The organism is Formosa sp. Hel1_31_208, from assembly GCF_900104785.1.
GTDB lineage: Bacteria > Bacteroidota > Bacteroidia > Flavobacteriales > Flavobacteriaceae > Psychroserpens.
In genome coordinates this window covers 2798648-2821040 of the sequence record NZ_LT629733.1, presented here as the reverse complement: position 1 = coordinate 2821040, position 22393 = coordinate 2798648, and the positions used below count along the sequence as shown (strand labels likewise).

The following is a 22393-nucleotide window of genomic DNA, read 5'->3' as shown; positions in this document are numbered from 1 at the left end:
TAAATATATTTGGCAGTCACTACATTATAATATATTTTTGAAACTAGGATGAGGTGAGTTTACTCATTTTCTGACTGGTAGTAAATTGAATAATAGCAACACAATTTACTATTCTTACCTAAAATTGTTTAATAGCATAACAATTGATTATTAGCACATTTAATGAATTTAGGGCGCTCGCGTCCTAACATGATTTACTGTTTATGCAGTGCGTCATATTTAATTTTAAGCTTATGCACAAATATCGTATTTGTGCTTTTGCCGACAATCCTTGTATTGTCTATATAAATGTTTAAATAATTTAATTTAAAACCAAATGTTATGTTTATGAGCAATTTTACTCGAAGTGGTAGACGCGCCAAAATCTGGCAATCTATCACGAATTTATCGTGTTGTAGCATTGATCTTATGACTAAACAAAGTAGAAGCATGAAGACGTTAGTCTTACTCATGCTTTTGACGTTTAGTACAAGTTCGTTGTTCGCACAACAAAGCTTCGCGAGAAGTACGGAAATTAGTGGCTGTCTAAGTGACGCACCTGATGGATTTACTGTCGCGGAAGTGCAAAATTTGTACTCAGGCCAAGAAGAATGTGCCGGAGTTACACCAGAAGTAACAATTACTGTCACTGAAGAGGGCAATGATTGTGGCTGGACCAAAGAAATCACTTACGATGTTAAGTGTGGAGCGTTCGAAGAGCAATTCAAAATTGAATACTTCGGAGCTGATGGTACAGCACCAGAACTTAATGGTGATGCTGAGGTACCAACCGGTGGTAGTCTATTAGTTTTATGCTATGACGATATTCCTGAAGGACCAAGTATTGCAGATATTACTGCATTGTACTCAGATAACTGTGGTGAAGTAAATGTTACTAAATCTGGATCTCCAGAAGGTAGCGACTGTTCTTGGACAGTTACTTACAAATACACAATATCTGATGACTGTGGAAATTTCGCAGATGATTTAGATGTTACCTACAGTGGAGGAGATACAGAAGCTCCTATGTTAGGAAAAGATGTTGAGCTTCCGCCACTAGTAACTGATTCTTTAAACCAATGTTTTTTAGAAAAAGAACAAGGACCTACTGAAGAAGATATTGCGGCATTGTTTGTAGATAACTGTGGTAACGTAAATGTTGTTAAAACAGGAGTTTCTAAAGGAGATGACTGTAAATGGATGGCAGAATACACGTATACAATTTCTGATGATTGTGGAAACTTTGTACCAGAAAACTTAGTACTTACTTATTATGGTGGAGATTTTGAAAATCCAACATTAACGGGAGTACCAGAAGATGTTGAAGTAACTTGTGCTGATCTTATTCCAGCTCCTGATACAAAAAATGTTTCAGGTGCAGATAATTGTACTGATAAAGTAGATGTTGTAGTAACTGATGATGAAAGTCAATTTGATGGAACATGCTTTGGTGGAACAATTTTAAGAACGTATTCTGTAACAGATGATTGTGGACGTACAACGTCTCAAATACAAACGATTACAGTTTTACCAACACCTCCAGCCGTATTTGACCCAGTTCAAGACATGGAAATTACATGTGAAGAGGCTAATGTATTTGAACCAGGATTCCTATCTTATAGTAATGGTGGAGCGGGCGCTTGTGATATCAAAGGATCTGTAGAAGGTGTTTTAAGTGGATCTTACACAGAATGTGGTGGTACTCTTGAAGTAGACTATACATTTACAGATGAGTGTGAAAGAACAATTACTGCTAAGAAAGTAGTGACTGTTTTACCAGCACCAATGGCTTCATTTACAGAAGTTCAAAACCTTTCTATTACTTGTGAGGCTGCTGCGCTTTATGAAGCACAAGATTTAGCTTATACAAATGGTGGAACTGGAGCTTGTGAGATCTCAGGATCTGTAGCAGGTGAATTAAGTGGTACTTACGACGAATGTGGTGGTACTCTTTTTGTAAACTGGACATTTACTGATGACTGTAATAGAACAATTACAGCTCAAAAAGAAGTTAATGTTGAGCCAGCACCAGCTGCTGAATTCGATGAGATTCAAGATATGGAAATTACATGTGAAGAAGCAAATTCTTTAGAGCCAGGATCATTAGGATATTCTAATGGTGGATCTGGAGCATGTGAGATTTCAGGATCTGTAACAGGTGAATTAAGTGGATCATACGATGAGTGTGGTGGTACTTTAGAAGTAGACTGGACTTATACTGATGATTGTCAGAGAACAATCACAGCTAAGAAAACTATTACTGTTTTACCAGCACCAGCTGCTGAATTCGATGCGATTCAAGACATGGAAATTTCATGTGAAGAAGCAAATTCTTTCGAACCAGGATCATTAGGATACTCTAATGGTGGAACTGGAGCATGTGAGATCTCAGGATCTGTAGTAGGTGAATTAAGTGGATCATACACTGAATGTGGAGGAACATTATATGTAGATTGGACTTACACTGATGATTGTCAGAGAACAATCACAGCTAAGAAAACAATTACTGTTTTAGCTGCACCAGCTGCTGAATTCGATGCAATTCAAGACATGGAAATTTCATGTGAAGAAGCAAATTCTTTCGAACCAAGTTCATTATCATATACTAATGGTGGAACTGGCGCTTGTGAGATTTCAGGATCTGTACCAGGTGAATTAAGTGGATCATACGACGAATGTGGTGGTGAATTATTTGTAGATTGGACTTACACTGATGCTTGTCAGAGAACAATCACAGCTAAGAAAACAATTACTGTTTTACCAGCACCTCAAGCACAATTTGAAGCTGTTGAAAATATTACTATTACATGTGAAGAAGCAAATTCTTTCCAAGCAGGTTCATTATCATATACAAATGGTGGAACTGGAGCTTGTGAAATTTCAGGATCTGTACTAGGTGAATTAAGCGGAACATACGATGAGTGTGGAGGCGTATTATTTATCGATTGGACATATACTGACGATTGTGAGAGAACAATTACTGCTCACCAACAAGTTAAAGTAAATCCAGCACCAGCTGCTGTATTCGAAGACGTTTTTGACATGGAGATTTCATGTGAAGACGCTAATGTATTCGAACCAGGTTCTTTATCATATACAAATGGTGGAACTGGAGCTTGCGAGATCTCAGGATCTGTAGTAGGTGAATTAAGTGGATCATATACTGAATGTGGCGGTACTTTAGAAGTTGACTGGACATTTACTGATAAATGTGATAGAACAATCACTGCTAAGAAAGTGATTACTGTTTTACCAGCACCAGCTGCTGAATTTACAGAAGTTCAAAACCTTTCTATTACATGTGAGGATGCTGCACTTTATGAAGCACAAGATTTAGCTTACACAAATGGTGGAACTGGAGCTTGTGAGATCTCAGGATCTGTACCAGGTGAATTAAGCGGTACTTACGACGAATGTGGTGGTACTCTTTTTGTAAACTGGACATATACTGATGCTTGTGAGAGAACAATTACAGCTCAAAAAGAAGTTACTGTTGAACCAGCACCAATGGCTGAATTTGAACAAGTAGATGGATTTGAGATTACATGTGAAGAAGCTAATACTTTCCAAGCAGGATCATTAACATATTCAAATGGTGGAACTGGCGCTTGTGAGATCTCTGGATCTGTAACAGGAGAAGCTACACCAGATTATGATGAGTGTGGAGGTGTAATTCTTGTAAACTGGACGTATACTGACGACTGTAATAGAACAATTACGGCAAGTAATACAGTTACTGTATTACCAGCACCAGCTGCTGCATTCGAAGACGTTATTGACATGACGATTTCATGTGAAGAAGCTGCTGCTTTTGTTGACGACTTCTCTACAGGATTTGCAGGTGATTTTGCTCCTGAAAATTGGATACAAGATTTAGGTGGTTCTGATGGATCTATAAACATTACTGCAACTGACATGACTATTGTTGGAGGTAATAATGGTGTAGGTAGCAATGTAATTGCTTCAGCAACTTGCCCTACTAGTGGAGTGTATAGTTTCAGTTGGGACTTTACTACTGATGATAGTTCTGCATTCTGGGATCCAGCATTCTATGTAAATGGAGTGGCTGTGATTCAGTTAACTGATGATGGCTTATCAGCGCAATCAGGATCAGTTTCTGTAAACTGTGCTGCTGGAGATGTGATTGGATTTAGCGTAAATTCACAAGACGGTATTGCCGGTGCTGGAACATTAACTATTTCAAACTTTGCAGTTGGAAGTATGATGCCATTATCATATACAAATGGTGGAACTGGCGCTTGTGAGATCTCAGGATCTGTACCAGGTGAATTAAGTGGTACTTACGATGAGTGTGGTGGTACATTAGAAGTAGACTATACGTTTACAGATGATTGTAACAGAACAATCACAGCTAAGAAAGTGATTACTGTCTTACCTGCACCTCAAGCTGAATTCGAAGACGTTATTGACATGGAAATTACATGTGAAGACGCTAATGTATTCGAACCAGGTTCTTTATCATATACAAATGGTGGAACTGGTACTTGTGAGATCTCAGGATCTGTTGAAGGTGAATTAAGTGGATCATACGATGAGTGTGGTGGTACTTTAGAAGTAGACTGGACGTATACTGATGATTGTAACAGAACAATCACAGCTAAAAAAGTAATTACAGTCTTACCAGCACCTCAAGCTGAATTTGAAGCAGTTGAAGACATGACAATCTCATGTGAAGAAGCTGCTGCTTTTGTGAGTTCAACTTTAGTTGAAGACTTCACAAACCCAGGTGTAATAACTGCATTTGAAGGTTTAGCTAGTGCTGCTGTTACTGCCGATCCTCAGGATGGTAATAACCAAGTATTAGAGCTTATTTCTCAAGCTGCAGGAAATCCATGGCAAGGTGCTAGTTTAGTCAATAATATTGATCTAACTAATACCAAATCTGTAAAGATTGATGTATTAGCAGATCAAGCATTTGATATCTTAGTGAAAGTAGAAACTTCGCCAGATGACTTTGCTGAAACTGCTGGATCATACACTAACGTAGGACAATGGCAAACAATAACTGTGTCGTTTGAACAAGATCAACTTGTTAATGGTAACATTGGAGATCAGGCATATGGATTATTAGCATTATTCCCTGGTTGGGATGCTGCTGCTAACACTTGGGCTGAGCCATCAGACTTTACCATCTATGTAGATAACGTAGTTGTTGGTGGACCAGGTTGTCTATCTTATACTAACGGTGGAACTGGAGCTTGCGAAATCTCTGGTGAAGTTGCTGGTGAAGTTACTGGATCATACGATGAGTGTGGTGGTATATTAGAAGTAGATTATACATTCACTGACGATTGTAATAGAACAATCACAGCGAAAAAGACAATTACTGTTGAACCAGCACCTATGGCAGCATTCGATCCTGTTGAGGATATGACTGTGTCATGTGAAGAAGCTGCTGCTGTTGTAATAAATGCTACGATTGTAGAAGGATTTGTTGGTGATTTTGCACCAGGAAACTGGTCAATTAATACTGGTGGAACCGATGGAACTATCGCTATTACAGCAACTGATATGACTATAACAGGAGCTGCTGATGGTTCAAACGATGTACCAGTAATTGCTACTGCTACATGTCCTACAAGCGGAAACTATAGCTTTAGTTGGGATTTTAATACAACAGATAGTGCATTCTGGGATCCAGCGTTCTATGTAAATGGAGTAGCTGTTATTGAGTTAACTGATTCTAACGGGCCAGATAATCAATCAGGATCAGTTTCTGTAAACTGTGCTGCTGGAGATGTGATTGGATTTAGCGTAACTAGTCAAGATGGTGTTGCAGGACCAGGAGTATTAACAATTTCTGACTTTGTAGTTGGTGGAACGTTCTTGAACTACACTAATGGTGGCAATGGCGCTTGTGAAATCGCAGGTTCTGTACCAGCTGTATTAAGTGGATCATACGATGAGTGTGGTGGTACTTTATTCTTAGACTGGACATATACTGATGATTGTAATAGAACTATTACTGCACAAAAAGTGATTACTGTTGAACCAGCTCCAGAAGCTGTATTTGCAGAAATCATTGATGTGACTATCGCTTGTGAAGATTTAGCAACTTATGAACCACAATTCTTATCATATTCAAATGGTGGAACTGGCGCTTGTGAGATTGCAGGAGAAGTTCAAGGTGAAGCAGATGCTTTCGAAGGAAGCTGTGGAACGTTTGAAGTAAACTTTACATATACTGATGATTGTAATAGAACAATAACAGCTAAACATGTTGTTACTGTTGTTGATGAAACTGCACCAATGTTAGTAGGTGAAGCACCAGGTGGTGAGTCATTTATTGATGCTTGTTTCGCAGATCGTCCAGTAGGACCATCTATTGCAACAATCATAGAGTTATTTGAAGATAACTGTGGTAATGTGAATGTAACTAAAGAAGAAACTATAGTTGAAAGTTCAGATTGTCAATGGGCAGTATTCTATGTATACACAATTTCTGATGATTGCGATAACTTCGCAAATAACATCAAAATTAGCTACTTCGGTGGTGATGATAGTGCTCCTGTATTAGTAGGAACATTACCAACAGGTGTTACTGGATTACAGTGCTTAAGTGATAACCCTGGAGTATCTCCAGAAGTTATGAATCAAATCGCTGCAGCATACACTGAAACATGTGGAGAAGTATTAGTGTCACCATTAGAGCCTATTATTGAAGGTACTGATTGTGCATGGACTGCGACTTACACATTTACTGTTGAAGATTCTTGTGGAAACTTCGCAGATAACGTAACTATCGTAAATAGTGGAGCTGATACTATGAAGCCTGTTTATAACGGTGAATTAGATGATTCATTTACTAATACAACGTTATGTTTTGATGCTGAATTAGGTGAGCCAAGTGCAGAAGATATGAGAGCAATGTTCTCTGATAACTGTACAAGTACTGATGATTTAATCATAACTAAAACAGTTCAAGAATTCGGTTCTGACTGTCAGTGGTTGAAAGTATTCATCTACACAGCTGAAGATGCTTGTGGACTTATTTCTGATCCTGTTAAGATTAACTATGAAGGATTAGACGAAGAAGCTCCAACTGGAGGATGTCCTGTTGAAGCTGTAGTTATTGGTACTGATGCTGGCGCAGCTTGCCCAGCAGATGCTGTAATTTCATTACAACAAGGTGATGAAGTCTCTGCAGGAGATACATCATGGACTGTAGCAGGAGTGAGTATAGGAGACATAGGTCAAGGTACTGCCTTCCTAGGATGTTATACTGATAACTGTGCTGACGAGGATGAATTAATTTTCAGAGTTGTAAGCAACGTGGCTACGCCAACTGATGATTGTTCTACAACTATAGTATTAACTATGGAAGTTGAAGATCTTTGTGGAAACGTATCTTTACCATTCGATTGTACATTTATCATCGTTGATGATACTGATCCTATAGTAGAGTGCCCAGAAGGTCAAGACTTTGGTGTCGTTACTCAAACGCCATCAGGATTTGCTGATAAGGCGCCTTATACTGACAACTGTCAAGTAGGTGGTGATACTCAGGATTTCTCAGATAATTTAACATCTGTAGTTAATGAGGGTAGTGCTGCTGAGACGTATACTGAGAATTTTGATGGGCTATTTGCTCCTTCACTTTTCTCTGTTCAAAACACTTCTACTAATGATTACTTCACATCTCCTTACGCATCATTAACTGCTGGGAACTGGGAAGTATTAGATACGTCAACATTTAATTGTGCTGCCTTATCTACTCCTAATTCATTAGTTTGGAACACAGCTCAATCTTCAGCAGATGTGGGTGGTAATGATCCTAGTGCAACTATTTCATTCGCTGTACCAGCATTTGATGTGTCATTTGCAATTGCAGATAATACACTTGTAGAGGTTACCGTAAACCATGATGGAGGAACTTCGGTTCTTTCTGTAAATGGAAATGGAGATGCAGGTAACATCGTTACGCTTACGGAGACTGGAATTACAAGTTTAGACTTTGTAGTTCAAGATTTCGGTAATAACTATGGATGTTTAGACAACCTAACCTATTCTGTAGGTTCAGTACCAACTAGAGATTACACTTTAGTACGTACGTTTACAGCTAATGATGGTTGTGATAATACTGCGTCTTGTGATGTAACGTATACATGGTCTGTTGAATTAAGTACTTGTGATAATGCTGAGGTATTAGATTGTGGCGCTGTTGTAAGCGGTGATACATCTGTTACTGGTGGCCCTCAAGTAGACGGTCAAGACTGTACTTCTTTTGGAGAAGGTTTAGGTCAATGGTATACAGTTGTCGGAACAGGAAGTCCAATAGTTGTTAGTACATGTAGTGAAAACACAACGTATGATACGTACTTAAGTGCTTATTCTGATTGTGGAATTACTTGTGTAGCTGATAATGATGATACTGTAAATGACACTAATTGTGTACATAGCAATTTGCATTCTCAAATAGAATTTGATACTGTTGCAGGTGAAGAATACAAAATCTTTGTATCTGGATTCGCTGGCGGTACAGGAGCATTTGAATTATCTGTAGAATGCCTCGACGCTTGTGAAGTAGCTGCAGAAATTGCTTGTGGTGACGTAATCAGCGGAGATACATCTGTAACTGGAGTTCCAGAATACGATAATCAAGACTGTACGTCTATTGGAAGTAACTCAGGTGATTGGTATACATTAGTAGGAACTGGTCAAACAGCAACTATTAGTACATGTAGTGCCAACACGACGTATGATACGTACTTAAGTGTGTATTCTGATTGTGGTGTAACTTGTGTAGCTAATAATGATGATACGTCAAATGATACTAATTGTATACATAGTAATCTTCATTCTCAAATAGTATTTGATACTGTTGAAGGTCAAGAATACAAGGTATTTGTGTCTGGATTCAATGGACAAACTGGAGCATATGAGTTATCAGTAACTTGTGAAACTCTTCCAACTATCGTTGAATGTGGTGGACCAGGAGAGACTGTTGAAGTATTAAGTACTGAAAACAATCAATTCCTAGAATGGGCATTTACGTCTAGTACAGGAGATCCATTAACAATTAATTTTGATGGTTCAACTGAAGCAGGATTTGATTTCATATTTGTATATGACGGTCTTGATGCTACGGCACCATTCCTTGGCGCATTTGATGGAAACTTAACTGGTCAATCTGTAACAACAACTGGAGATTCAGTATACGTTACATTTGATAGTGATAGCTCTGTATCAGGATTCACATTCGCTGTGAATGCATCTTGTGAGACTGGAGCAACTATCGTTGAATGTGGTGGACCAGGAGAGACTGTTGAAGTATTAAGTACTGAAAACAATCAATTCCTAGAATGGGCATTTACGTCTAGTACAGGAGATCCATTAACAATTAATTTTGATGGTTCAACTGAAGCAGGATTTGATTTCATATTTGTATATGACGGTCTTGATGCTACGGCACCATTCCTTGGCGCATTTGATGGAAACTTAACTGGTCAATCTGTAACAACAACTGGAGATTCAGTATACGTTACATTTGATAGTGATAGCTCTGTATCAGGATTCACATTCGCTGTGAATGCATCTTGTGAGACTGGAGCAACTATCGTTGAATGTGGTGGACCAGGAGAGACTGTTGAAGTAATAGGTACTGAAAACAATCAATTCCTAGAATGGGCATTTACGTCTAGTACAGGAGATCCATTAACAATTAATTTTGATGGTTCAACTGAAGCAGGATTTGATTTCATATTTGTATATGACGGTCTTGATGCTACGGCACCATTCCTTGGCGCATTTGATGGAAACTTAACTGGTCAATCTGTAACAACAACTGGAGATTCAGTATACGTTACATTTGATAGTGATAGCTCTGTATCAGGATTCACATTCGCTGTGAATGCATCTTGTGAGACTGGAGCAACTATCGTTGAATGTGGTGGACCAGGAGAGACTGTTGAAGTAATAGGTACTGAAAACAATCAATTCCTAGAATGGGCATTTACGTCTAGTACAGGAGATCCATTAACAATTAATTTTGATGGTTCAACTGAAGCAGGATTTGATTTCATATTTGTTTATGACGGTCTTGATGCTACGGCACCATTCCTTGGCGCATTTGATGGAAACTTAATAGGTCAATCTGTAACAACAACTGGAGATTCAGTATACGTTACATTTGATAGTGATAGCTCTGTATCAGGATTCACATTCGCTGTGAATGTGGCTTGTGGTGCACCTCAAGCTAGAACTGCAGGAACTGAGATAGACTTTACTGCTTATCCAGTACCATTTGATAAAGAAGTTAATATTGCATACTCATTTGAGTTTGAAACTAACGTAACTATTGAGTTATTTGATACTAAAGGTTTATTAGTATTCACTGAAACTAACACTAGATATGTTACAGGATCTAAAGGTACATCGACTTTCGATTTATCTAGATACTCAAACCAATTGTTCTATGTGAAGTTGACAACTAATCAAGGTTCTGTTACTAAGAAGATCGTATCTTCTGGTAAGAAGTAATTGATAAATAATTAGGGACATTATTCCCTAAGGGTATAACTAAAAGGCAGCTAGAAATAGCTGCCTTTTTTTTATACCATTATTTCAAAGTTTATAGTTTGAGAGGATACACGTTACTGCATATAATAAATCTATTCAAGTAATATGAAGCCAAGACTTGTGAAGCTAGCTATTAAAATTGTCTAGATGACAGCAGTATGATATGAGAATTCATATGAGGTGCGCTTAAGACAAAAGAAAAGGATATTATTTAGTAATAGTTTTTGACCATTCAATGGCTTCTGGTAACGTATCGAAAATTTCAAAGGGCTTATCCAGAAACAACTGCTCAATCTTCGCAGCACTCTTGGCCATATAGTTTTTAGAAACCACACAAAACCCTACAAGGTTTTTGATTTTAGAAGTTTCTGCATAAACAGAAGGGTCTACAGAATACGAATTAATTCTATGTGTGATATAGACAAAAGGGGTATCCTTAAAATGGGTGTCGGCAATACCTTGTAATACATGATGGTATTCCAAACTGATATTTTCACCAGTATTTACGGTTACAACCATATAGTTATCGTAGAGATGAACCTCACAAAAATCAAGTGTTAAATGATCTGCCATATTTTAAAGTTAGGCAATCTTAAAATTTGAAGCAAAAAAAAACCTCTTTATTTAAAAAGAGGTTTTTAATTTCGAGGGGTAACCCTACGATTTTGTTTGTGTTTCAGATTTAACAATCTTAATCGTTAACTCATCCAGTTTAGTATCTAGATCCATATGAATCGTGTCACCTTCTTGAAGCTGTGAGTTAATAATCTCTTCTGCTAAAGCATCTTCGATATACTTTTGAATTGCACGCTTTAAAGGTCGCGCACCATATTCTTTATCAAAGCCTTTTTCAGCGATATATGATTTCGCTTTTTTGCTTAATTTTAGTTGATAGCCAAGATCTTCAATACGTTTCACAAGAAACGCTAATTCTATATCAATAATCTTATTGATATCTTCTTTCTCTAAAGCGTTAAAGACCATGACATCATCAATTCTATTCAAGAATTCGGGCGCAAAAGCTTTCTTAAGCGCATTTTCAATAATGCTTCTAGAATTGTCATTCGCTTGTGCTGCTTTTGCAGAGGTTCCAAATCCAACGCCTTGTCCGAAATCTTTCAGTTTACGCGCACCAATATTTGAGGTCATAATGATGATGGTATTTCTGAAATCGATCTTACGACCTAAACTATCTGTTAAATAGCCATCATCTAATACCTGCAATAACATATTAAACACATCTGGATGCGCTTTTTCTATTTCGTCTAACAAAATCACCGCATAAGGCTTACGACGCACTTTTTCGGTTAATTGACCTCCTTCTTCGTAACCGACGTATCCTGGAGGTGCACCTACTAATCTTGAAATAGCGAATTTTTCCATGTATTCACTCATGTCAATTCTAACCAGTGCGTCTTCACTATCAAAGAGTTCACGAGCCAGTACTTTTGCTAATTGCGTTTTTCCGACGCCTGTTTGCCCTAAAAATATAAATGACCTAATGGGTTTATTAGGATCTTTAAGTCCGGCACGATTACGCTGAATGGCTTTCACAACCTTCGCAACTGCCTCGTCTTGACCAATAACTTTTCCTTTGATGAGTTCAGGGAGCTTTGCAAGCTTATTACTTTCGGTTTGTGCAATGCGATTTACAGGGATGCCAGTCATCATTGACACCACATCTGCAACATTGTCTTCAGTGACAATTTCACGGTGCTGTTTGGTTTCCTCTTCCCATTTTTCTTGAGCAATAGCAAGTTCCTTTTCAAGACGTTTTTCATCATCTCTTAATTTTGCGGCTTCCTCATACTTTTGTTTTTTAACAACTGTATTTTTGGTTTCCTTGACTTCTTCGAGCTTCTTTTCAAGTTCGATAACTTGTTTAGGAACATCAATATTTGTGATGTGAACCCGCGAACCCGCTTCATCTAAAGCATCAATAGCTTTGTCTGGTAAAAAGCGTTCGGTCATATATCTATTCGTAAGTTTTACACAGGCTAGAATGGCCTCAGGTGTGTAATCTACATTGTGATGTTCTTCGTACTTTCCTTTAATATTATTAAGAATTTCTACGGTTTCTTCTACGGTAGTCGGTTCTACAATAACTTTTTGGAAACGACGCTCTAAGGCACCATCTTTTTCGATATACTGTCTGTATTCATCTAATGTGGTGGCACCAATACATTGAATTTCTCCACGTGCTAAGGCAGGTTTAAACATATTAGAAGCATCTAAACTTCCAGTGGCACCTCCAGCACCAACAATGGTATGAATTTCATCAATAAAAAGAATAATATCATCATTCTTCTCTAATTCGTTCATCACGGCTTTCATGCGCTCTTCAAATTGACCACGATATTTTGTACCAGCTACTAAGCTCGCTAAATCAAGGGTTACGACGCGTTTATTGAAAAGTATTCTTGATACTTTACGTTTTACGATTCTAAGTGCAAGTCCTTCAGCAATAGCCGATTTACCAACACCTGGTTCGCCGATTAATAAGGGATTATTCTTTTTACGTCGGCTCAATATTTGAGACACACGTTGAATTTCTTTTTCACGTCCCACAACAGGATCTAATTTACCTTCTTCGGCCATTACGGTGAGATCTCGACCAAAATTGTCAAGCACAGGTGTTTTAGATTTTTTTGTTGATTTCGCTGAAGATTGTCCGAACGGATTTTCTTTAGCTTCACCTTCATCATTAGGTTCGTCATCAGAGAACGACTCTGATTTTGGAAGGTCTAGATAGTCATCATCATTAGTTATCATAAATTTGAATTGTTCTTTTACATTATCATAATCTACCTTGAGCTTATTTAAAAGTTTCGTGGTAGGATCGTTTTCATTTCTTAGAATGCACAATAAAAGATGTGCTGTATTTATCGACGTGCTCTGAAATAATTTAGCTTCTAAAAACGTGGTTTTCAGTGCGCGTTCGGCTTGTCGTGTGAGGTGTAAGTTCTTTTTCTCATTTGAAGCTACACTTATATTGGGGTTTGCCGGACTTAGAATCTCGACTTTTCGCCTTAAATGATTGAGGTCTATATCCAGCGCATTCAATATATCTATTGCTTTCCCATTACCATCACGGAGCAGCCCTAACATTAAATGTTCGGTACCAATAAAATCGTGACCTAGTCGCAATGCTTCCTCTTTGCTGTATGCAATTACATCTTTAACTCTTGGGGAAAAATTATCATCCATAGTAAACTCTTTCTGCATTAAAAATAATAAAATCTACCTATAAAAAAGCAAAAACTGTACCTTAAATATAGGACTGCTACTAATAGAGTGAAAAAACTTTAGAAATTCAAAAGATTTAACAACATACTTATTAAAAATTGCCCTAAAATTTGTTAATAAAAAGTTTTAAATTTTGGGTCTTAAATCTTCTCAAACACTATGAGAATAGTTATCTTAGCACGATTTGAAAACCTACAAAAAATCTAATTTATATATTTATGGAAGACGGAGAGAAAGTGATTCCTATTAACATTGAGGATGAAATGAAATCAGCCTACATTGATTATTCAATGTCGGTCATTGTGTCACGTGCATTACCTGATGTAAGAGATGGTTTAAAACCAGTTCACAGACGTGTCCTTTATGGAATGCATGAACTAGGTGTTAGATCAAATACTGCTCATAAAAAATCAGCAAGAATTGTCGGTGAAGTATTAGGTAAGTACCACCCTCATGGTGATACTTCGGTATATGACGCCATGGTGCGTATGGCTCAAGAATGGAGTTTGCGTTATATGCTTGTGGACGGACAAGGGAACTTTGGATCTATTGATGGTGATAGTCCTGCAGCAATGCGTTATACTGAAGCCAGAATGAAAAAGATTTCTGAAGAAATGCTGGCAGATATCGATAAAGAAACTGTTGATCACAAATTAAATTTTGATGATACGCTTGAAGAACCTACAGTACTTCCTACTAGAATCCCAGGATTACTTGTAAACGGAGCATCTGGTATTGCAGTAGGTATGGCCACTAACATGCCACCTCACAATTTGTCAGAGGTCATTGATGGAACGATTGCCTATATAGATAATAACGATATTGAGATTGATGAGTTAATTCAGCATGTGAAAGCACCAGATTTTCCTACGGGAGGAACCATTTATGGTTATGATGGTGTTCGTGAGGCTTTTAAAACAGGTCGTGGGCGAATTGTGATTAGAGGAAAGGCTAGAATTGAAGAAGTGCAAGGTAGAGAAACTATTATTGTTACTGAAATACCATATCAAGTCAATAAGGCAGATATGATTAAAAAGACTGCCGATTTAATTAATGACAAGAAAATTGATGGTATTTCTCTTATTAGAGATGAATCGGATAGAAATGGAATGCGTATCGTTTATATTTTAAAGCGTGACGCTATTCCAAATATTGTATTAAATACCTTATATAAATATACAGCGTTACAGTCATCATTTAGTGTTAATAATATTGCCTTAGTTAAAGGCCGTCCGCAGTTATTGAATCTGAAAGAAATGATTCATTACTTTGTAGAGCATAGACATGATGTTGTTGTAAGGCGTACTGTTTATGAATTGCGCAAAGCGGAAGAACGTGCTCATATACTTGAAGGTTTAATTATTGCTTCAGATAATATAGATGAAGTTATTGCGCTTATTCGTGCATCTTCAAATGCAGACGAAGCCCGAGCCAAATTAATTGAGCGCTTTAAGCTATCAGAAATACAAGCTAAAGCAATTGTAGAAATGCGATTACGTCAACTTACAGGATTAGAACAAGATAAATTACGTTCTGAATACGACCTGTTGATGAAGACAATTGAAGATCTTAAAGATATCTTAGATAAGAAAGAACGTCGCTATGAGATTATCAAAGATGAACTTTTTGTTATCAAAGATAAATATGGTGATGAACGTCGTTCACTTATTGAATACGCAGGTGGTGACTTGAGTATTGAAGATATGATTCCAGATGAGCAAGTGGTGATTACCATCTCTCACGCTGGATATATTAAAAGAACATCTTTAACGGAATATAAAACACAGAATAGAGGTGGTGTTGGACAAAAAGCATCAACAACGCGTAACGAAGATTTCTTAGAGCATTTATTTGTAGGAACGAATCACCAATACATGTTGTTCTTTACTCAAAAAGGGAAATGTTTCTGGATGCGTGTTTATGAAATTCCAGAAGGTAGCAAGACTTCCAAAGGTAGAGCCATTCAAAATTTGATTAATATTGAGCAAGATGATAAAGTTATGGCGTTCATTTGTACTCAAGATTTAAAAGATGAAGAGTATATCAATAGTCATTACGTCATCATGGCAACTAAAAAAGGCCAGGTTAAGAAAACCTCTTTAGAACAGTATTCTAGACCTCGTACTAATGGAATCAATGCGATTACAATTAAAGAGGATGACGAACTACTCGAAGCGAAATTAACTACTGGTAATAGTCAAGTGATGTTGGCATTGAAATCTGGTAAGGCAATTCGATTTGAAGAAGAGAAAACAAGACCAATGGGAAGAAATGCTTCAGGTGTGAGAGGTATTCGATTAGCAAATGATAAAGATGAAGTCATTGGAATGATTGCTATAGAAAATCCACAAGAAGAATCTGTTTTAGTTGTTTCTGAAAAAGGATTTGGAAAACGCAGTTATATTGATGATCCAGAAGATGGAGAAGCTGTATACCGTATTACGAATCGTGGAGGAAAAGGTGTTAAAACCATTTCTATTACTGAGAAGACAGGTCATTTAGTCGCGATTAAAACGGTGACAGATGATGATGATTTAATGATCATTAATAAGTCTGGTATTGCCATAAGAATGGGAGTCAATGATTTAAGGGTCATGGGACGCGCCACACAAGGTGTGAAGCTCATTAACCTTAAAGGGAGTGATTCAATAGCCGCTGTGGCAAAAGTCATGAAAGAAGATGAAGAAGATATTGATTCTGAAAACACTGATATTGAAGACGTTAATGATGATGGCACAACTCTTGATAATAACCAAGAAGAAGAATAACGATTAATAATAAAAACAATTAACAATGAAAAAACAAATTGTAGTTGCTCTAGCACTTTTGGTAGGTACTGTTTCATTTTCACAAAAGAAAGAACTTAAAACAGCTGAAAAAGCAATTAAAACAGGAAACTTTGCCGATGCTAAATCGGCTTTACAATCGGCAGAGTCATTGATGGGTGCAGCAGATGATAAATCAAAAGCAAAATACCATTTTTTAATGGGTCAAGCGCTGTACGCGAATGGTACAGCATCAAATGCTGATATCGATAAAGCTATTGAAAGCTTTGATATGGTAGGAACTATTGAAGGTGGCAGTGGGAAATATAGTGGGCAGATTGAGGATTTAAAATCTCAAATGCTCAATAATTTTCTTACGAAAGCAAACGCATCTTTAACAAGTAAAGACTATCTAAAATCTTCAGCAGATTTTGAAAAGGCGTATCGCATGTCGCCAAAAGACACCTTATATCTTTATTATGCAGCATCAACAGCGGTGACGGCACAAGACTATAATACCTCTTTAAAATATTATGAAGAATTAAGAGATTTAGGTTTTGAAGGAATCGCAATTCAGTACACTGCAACGAATAAAGAAACTGGAGAAATAGATCCATTTGATACTAAAAGTCTGAGAGATTATTCGGTTAGAGCTGGCACACATATCGCTCCAAAGGATAAGAAAACGGATTCGAAAGCTGCAGAGATTGTAAAAAATATTGCTTTAATCCACGTTGCTAACGGTAATGATGAGAAGGCAGTTGAAGCTATGAAGTTGGCTCGAGAGAAAAACCCTGATGATTTAGGTTTATTGCTTTCTGAAGCCAATGTGCAACTTAAAATGGGAAACACAGATCGCTTTAAAGACTTAATGCAAGAAGCTACAGCGAAAGATCCTAATAATGCTGAACTTCAGTATAACTTAGGAGTTATTTCGGCAGAATCAGGCGATAGCGAATCAGCTATGGCTTATTATGAAAAAGCAATAGAATTAGATCCATCATATACAGATGCTTATAATAATATGGCTGTACTTTTATTAAGTACTGAAAAAGATTTAGTAGCAGAGATGAATTCTCTAGGCACATCAAAAGCTGACAATAAGCGCTATGATGAGTTAAAGGCGCAACGTACAAGTATTTATGAGTCTGCTATTCCTTACCTTGAAACAACTTTAAAATTGAAGCCTAAAGATATTCAAGCTGCACAAACGCTAATGAATATATATAGTGCTATTGGCGAAACTGATAAGTTTAAGGCCATGAAAGCTAAAGTTGCAGAATTAGAAGCAGGAAATTAATTTAGCAAATAAGCGTAAAAAAAGCGATTAGAATTCTAATCGCTTTTTTTATATAATCTTTTTAATAACTCTCAATTTGTGAGAATGCATTCCTTTGTCTACATTATAAATTCCGGAGTGATCTAGTCGATCTATTCTAACTTTGCCATGCGCATGAATGATGTAATTATCTTCCATGATGATACCCACGTGGGTGATATGACCTTCAGAATTATCAAAAAATGCGAGGTCACCTGGTTCACTTTCTTCAATAAAACTTAATGCTATACCTTGTGTTGCTTGTTGTGATGCATCACGAAGTAAATGATAACCATTGATTTTATATACCATTTGAGTAAAACCTGAACAGTCTATCCCAAACGGAGTTTTTCCTCCCCAAAGGTAGGGGGCATTAAGGTAGGTAAATGCTGTTTTGATCAGGTTGGTTTTGTCCTGTTTTAATGCTATTGAATTACCGTCATGTGTGTGATTTAACAATTCTAAACCATTAAGAGATGAGCCAATCGGAATCGTGTATAATTGGTCGTTTTCATCCTGAACATACTCAATGAGATCACTAGAAAGGATCGGTTGCTGTTGCGTTATATTCTTATAGTTATCCTCTGTAATTTCAAGATACTGTTTGTTGTCAATCCAACCTTCATATTTGTCAAATGCCAATCGAATTCTACTCCAAGATTTACGTTGTTCTAGTACTTTGAATAATTCGCCATATAATACTTGAGAAACTAATTCACAAGCATCACTTGGTTCAACTCTAAGAGGAACAATACTCAGATTACAAATTCCGTATTGCATTAGGTTATATTAATTACGTTCTATTACAATTGCTGATGCACCGCCACCACCATTACAGATTGCGGCAGCACCTACTTTTGCATTATTTTGTTGAAGTACACTCAATAAGGTAATAATAATTCTAACGCCAGAACAGCCTAATGGATGCCCTAACGAGACAGCGCCACCATTTACATTGACAGTACTGTCTTCTAACCCTAAAATTTTCATATTGGCTAATCCAACAACAGAAAATGCTTCATTAAATTCGAAATAATCAACATCTTTTATTGAAATGCCTGCTTTGTCCAAAGCTTTTGGTAAAGCTTTGGCTGGCGCAGTAGTAAACCACTTTGGTTCTTGTGCGGCATCGGCATAACTTTTAATCGTTGCAAGAGGTGTTAATCCTAATTCATCGGCCTTTTCTCTACTCATTAATACCATAGCTCCGGCACCATCATTTATAGTTGACGCATTCGCAGCGGTTACAGTTCCTTCTTTGGTGAAAGCAGGTCTTAACGCTGGAATTTTTTCCATCTTAACATTCGTATATTCTTCGTCCTTTGAGACCACTATTGGTTCTCCGCGTCTTTGTGGTACTTCAACAGGAACAACTTCGTTGTCAAATTTTCCAGCATCCCAAGCAGCAGAAGAGCGCTGGTAGGATTGAATGGCATACGTATCTTGGTCCTCTCTTGAAAACTCATATTCTGTAGCACAAGCATCGGCACAAACACCCATTGCATTTTGATCATAGGCATCAACCAATCCATCTTTTTGCATACCATCTATCAAGGTGGCAGGTCCGAATTTGGTTCCTGTTCTTGCATGAAGATAGTGTGGAATCATACTCATATTTTCCATTCCTCCAGCTACAATAATATCAGTATCGCCAAGTGCAATTGATTGAGCAGCCTGCATGACCGCCTTCATTCCAGAGGCACATACTTTATTAATCGTAGTACATGGTACTGAATCGGGAATACCTGCATAAATGGCAGCTTGTCTAGCAGGAGCTTGACCAGTTCCAGCTTGTACAACATTTCCCATTAAAACCTCTTCCACAAGTTCTGGATTCAGCTTGATTTTATCTAATGCGCCTTTAATGGCAATAGCACCTAGTTTTGGTGCAGGTATGGTTGATAAAGCACCTAAAAAACTTCCTATTGGAGTTCTTGCTGTTGATACAATTACGACATCTCTACTCATTTTAAATCTTTTTATTTTCTAGCTGCAAAATTAATCAATTTTTAATTAAATAGCCCCTATGAACTAATAACCTCAATTCTATTATATTTTCTTACTTTTGACAGTATGAGCACAAATAGAACCAAAGGAATAGATGGTATTTCTGTGCTGAAATCAGATTTCAAATGAATGACTGGGTGAATAAGTGGTATAAAAATCATGCACTAATGTATAAAGTGCTATTGTTTTTAAGTACGACCTTTTTAATTGTGTATCTCTTTCCGAAGAGTGGAAAATTTAAATACGATTTTGATAAAGGGAAGCCCTGGCAATCAGAAAGCTTATTGGCTCCTTTTGACTTCGCTATTAAGAAATCTTCTGAAGAAATTGAAAAAGAACGAATTGAAGCCACCGAAAAGAGTTCGCTATATTTTGATATCGACAAGGCTATTATAGATAGTGTTTTGACTGATTATTCGGAACAGTTTAGTAAGACATTTTCTGATAGTATTATTGCTAAACACAGAAATTTATATGACATTGGAGAAAGAACTATTAATGAGCTGTATACCTTCGGTGTTTTAGATGAAGACTATAAGTATTCTTCCAATAAAAATGTTATTTTACTCGATGCACAGCGACAATTTGGAGAAACAAAGTTTGCGAACCTCACTAAGCTTGATGGGTTTATTAATATTTTGGGTGATAACCTTTCAAATAGCGGACTAGAACAGTTTAACGCAGCCTTGACTTCTGTTTTTTTCGATGTCATACAACCAAATTTAAAGCTAAATACTTCATTTACACAAAACGCACTTCAGGAGCGTCTTGGTAGTATTTCTACGGTTAGAGGAAGTATTGAAAAAGGAACACTTATCATTTCTAAAGGCGAAATTGTAGAAGGAGAAAAATATGAAGAATTAAAGTCGCTAGAGTCAGAGTACGAATCTCAGGTTTGGAATGAATCTAACTATAATCTCATCATATTTGCATATGCTTTATTAGTTGCTTTAGCCTTATTGATGTTACTTTTATTTTTAAGAAAATATAGAATTGAGGTGTTTTTAGATAACACCAAAGTCACCTTCATATTTTTTAATATTTTATTGATGATTCTTTTGACTACGTTGGTCATCAATTATAATGCACAATACGTCTATGTAGTACCTTTATGTATTCTTCCATTAGTACTAAAAGCCTTTTTTGACGCGAGATTAGGTTTGTTTGCCCATGTATTAACAGTACTTCTTTTGGGGTTTATAGTACCCAATAGTTATGAGTATATGTTTTTACAAATCATTGCGGGTATCGTTACTATATTAACGGTTTCAGAATTATATAAAAGAGCAAATTTATTTATTTCAGTAGGACAGATTACGCTTATTTACATCATAGCCTATTTTGCGTTTTTTGTGATACAGGAAGGTGATATCACAAATTTGGACCCTAGAACTTTTGGGCTTTTTGTGCTTTGTGGTTTGGCAACATTGTTCGTTCAACCGTTGATATATATTTATGAAAAACTATTCGGACTTGTATCTGATGTGTCACTTTTAGAATTATCTGATACCAATACGAAACTCTTAAAAGAGCTTTCCAATAAGGCGCCAGGAACATTCCATCATTCTTTAAACGTGGCTAACTTGGCGGAAGCTTCTGCTAACGAAATAGGTGCTAATGCGATGCTTATTAGAGTAGGTGCATTGTATCATGATATTGGCAAAATGAAGAATCCTACATATTTTACTGAAAATCAAGCCACAGGTATTAATCCTCATGATGAATTATCTTCAAGAGAAAGCACCGAAATTATAATTGATCATGTACTAGATGGTATTGAAATTGCAAAGAAAAATAACCTGCCAGATCGTGTCATAGATTTCATTAGAACGCATCACGGCACGAGTATGGTGTATTATTTTTATCGAAAAGAAAAAGACCTGAATGATGAAACAAATGATGCCGATTTTAGATATCCGGGTCCAAAGCCATTCAGCAAGGAAACGGCAATATTAATGATGTGTGATAGTGTTGAGGCAGCCTCAAAGAGTTTAAAAGAACCTACTACCACAAAAATCGATAAATTCGTAGAGAGTATTATTAGTAAACAAATGGAAGACGATCAGTTTTTAAATGCAAATATTACGTTTAAAGAAATACAGTCTATCAAGAAAGTTCTCAAAATGAAGTTAGCTAATATCTTTCATCTGAGAATTGAATACCCAGAATAATATTTTCGTAGAAAAAAATCCAAAAAACTGTTGTATTGTTGCTAATGAAAAGTTACATTTGCATCCGCATTTGAAACAAAAAATGCTAAGTTCTAATAAAAAACTGGAGAGGTGCCTGAGTGGCCGAAAGGAGCGGTTTGCTAAATCGTCGTACCTAGAAATAGGTACCCAGGGTTCGAATCCCTGTCTCTCCGCAAATTTCATTTGTAATGGATGAAATAGATAGCCAATTCGGGGTGTAGCGTAGCCCGGTTATCGCGCCGCGTTTGGGACGCGGAGGTCGCAGGTTCGAATCCTGCCACCCCGACTAAAAAAGCTGAACAATATTGTTCAGCTTTTTTTTTTTAGACGCTTAGAAACCTCGGTGA

The 22393-nt window shown here is 37.0% G+C and carries 8 protein-coding genes and 2 tRNA genes; 6 read left to right on the top strand and 4 right to left on the bottom strand.

The window, feature by feature from the left end; genetic code table 11:
- Nucleotides 1–327: 327 nt before the first annotated feature.
- The gene (locus tag BLT57_RS12760; RefSeq protein WP_157717189.1) at nt 328–10479 is read left to right on the top strand and encodes a T9SS type A sorting domain-containing protein; all 10152 of its coding nucleotides are present in this window, start codon (nt 328–330) and stop codon (nt 10477–10479) included.
- Nucleotides 10480–10725: 246 nt separating this feature from the next.
- Here BLT57_RS12760 and BLT57_RS12755 read toward each other — a convergent pair whose 3' ends face one another.
- Nucleotides 10726–11091, bottom strand: coding sequence for a hypothetical protein (locus BLT57_RS12755; RefSeq protein ID WP_091426191.1), 366 nt, complete (start codon nt 11089–11091; stop codon nt 10726–10728).
- 84 nt (nt 11092–11175) lie between these two features.
- Nucleotides 11176–13725 (bottom strand): ATP-dependent Clp protease ATP-binding subunit, encoded by a 2550-nt coding sequence (locus BLT57_RS12750; RefSeq protein WP_091426824.1) that lies wholly within the window; start codon nt 13723–13725, stop codon nt 11176–11178.
- A 257-nt stretch (nt 13726–13982) separates the two neighbouring features.
- Between BLT57_RS12750 and gyrA the strand changes: the two genes are divergently transcribed.
- Nucleotides 13983–16532: a DNA gyrase subunit A gene (gyrA, locus tag BLT57_RS12745; RefSeq protein WP_091426189.1), complete on the top strand. Its 2550-nt coding sequence runs from the start codon at nt 13983–13985 to the stop codon at nt 16530–16532.
- A gap of 25 nt (nt 16533–16557) precedes the next feature.
- The gene (locus tag BLT57_RS12740) at nt 16558–17829 is read left to right on the top strand and encodes a tetratricopeptide repeat protein (RefSeq protein ID WP_091426187.1); all 1272 of its coding nucleotides are present in this window, start codon (nt 16558–16560) and stop codon (nt 17827–17829) included.
- Nucleotides 17830–17877: 48 nt separating this feature from the next.
- Here the strand turns inward: BLT57_RS12740 and BLT57_RS12735 are convergent, their stop codons facing one another.
- Both BLT57_RS12735 and BLT57_RS12730 read right to left on the bottom strand, forming a co-directional pair.
- Nucleotides 17878–18627 (bottom strand): C40 family peptidase, encoded by a 750-nt coding sequence (locus tag BLT57_RS12735; RefSeq protein WP_091426186.1) that lies wholly within the window; start codon nt 18625–18627, stop codon nt 17878–17880.
- 9 nt (nt 18628–18636) lie between these two features.
- Complete coding sequence (locus BLT57_RS12730; RefSeq protein WP_091426184.1) at nt 18637–19815, bottom strand: acetyl-CoA C-acyltransferase; 1179 nt, start codon at nt 19813–19815, stop codon at nt 18637–18639.
- Between the two features lie 164 nt (nt 19816–19979).
- Between BLT57_RS12730 and BLT57_RS12725 the strand changes: the two genes are divergently transcribed.
- The 3 genes from BLT57_RS12725 (at nt 19980) to BLT57_RS12715 (ending at nt 22332) form a co-directional block, all read left to right on the top strand.
- Nucleotides 19980–22025, top strand: a complete 2046-nt coding sequence (locus tag BLT57_RS12725) for an HD family phosphohydrolase (protein ID WP_091426183.1) — start codon at nt 19980–19982, stop codon at nt 22023–22025.
- 105 nt (nt 22026–22130) lie between these two features.
- Nucleotides 22131–22219 (top strand) — tRNA-Ser (locus BLT57_RS12720).
- Between the two features lie 38 nt (nt 22220–22257).
- A tRNA-Pro gene (locus BLT57_RS12715) sits at nt 22258–22332 on the top strand.
- Nucleotides 22333–22393 lie beyond the last annotated feature (61 nt).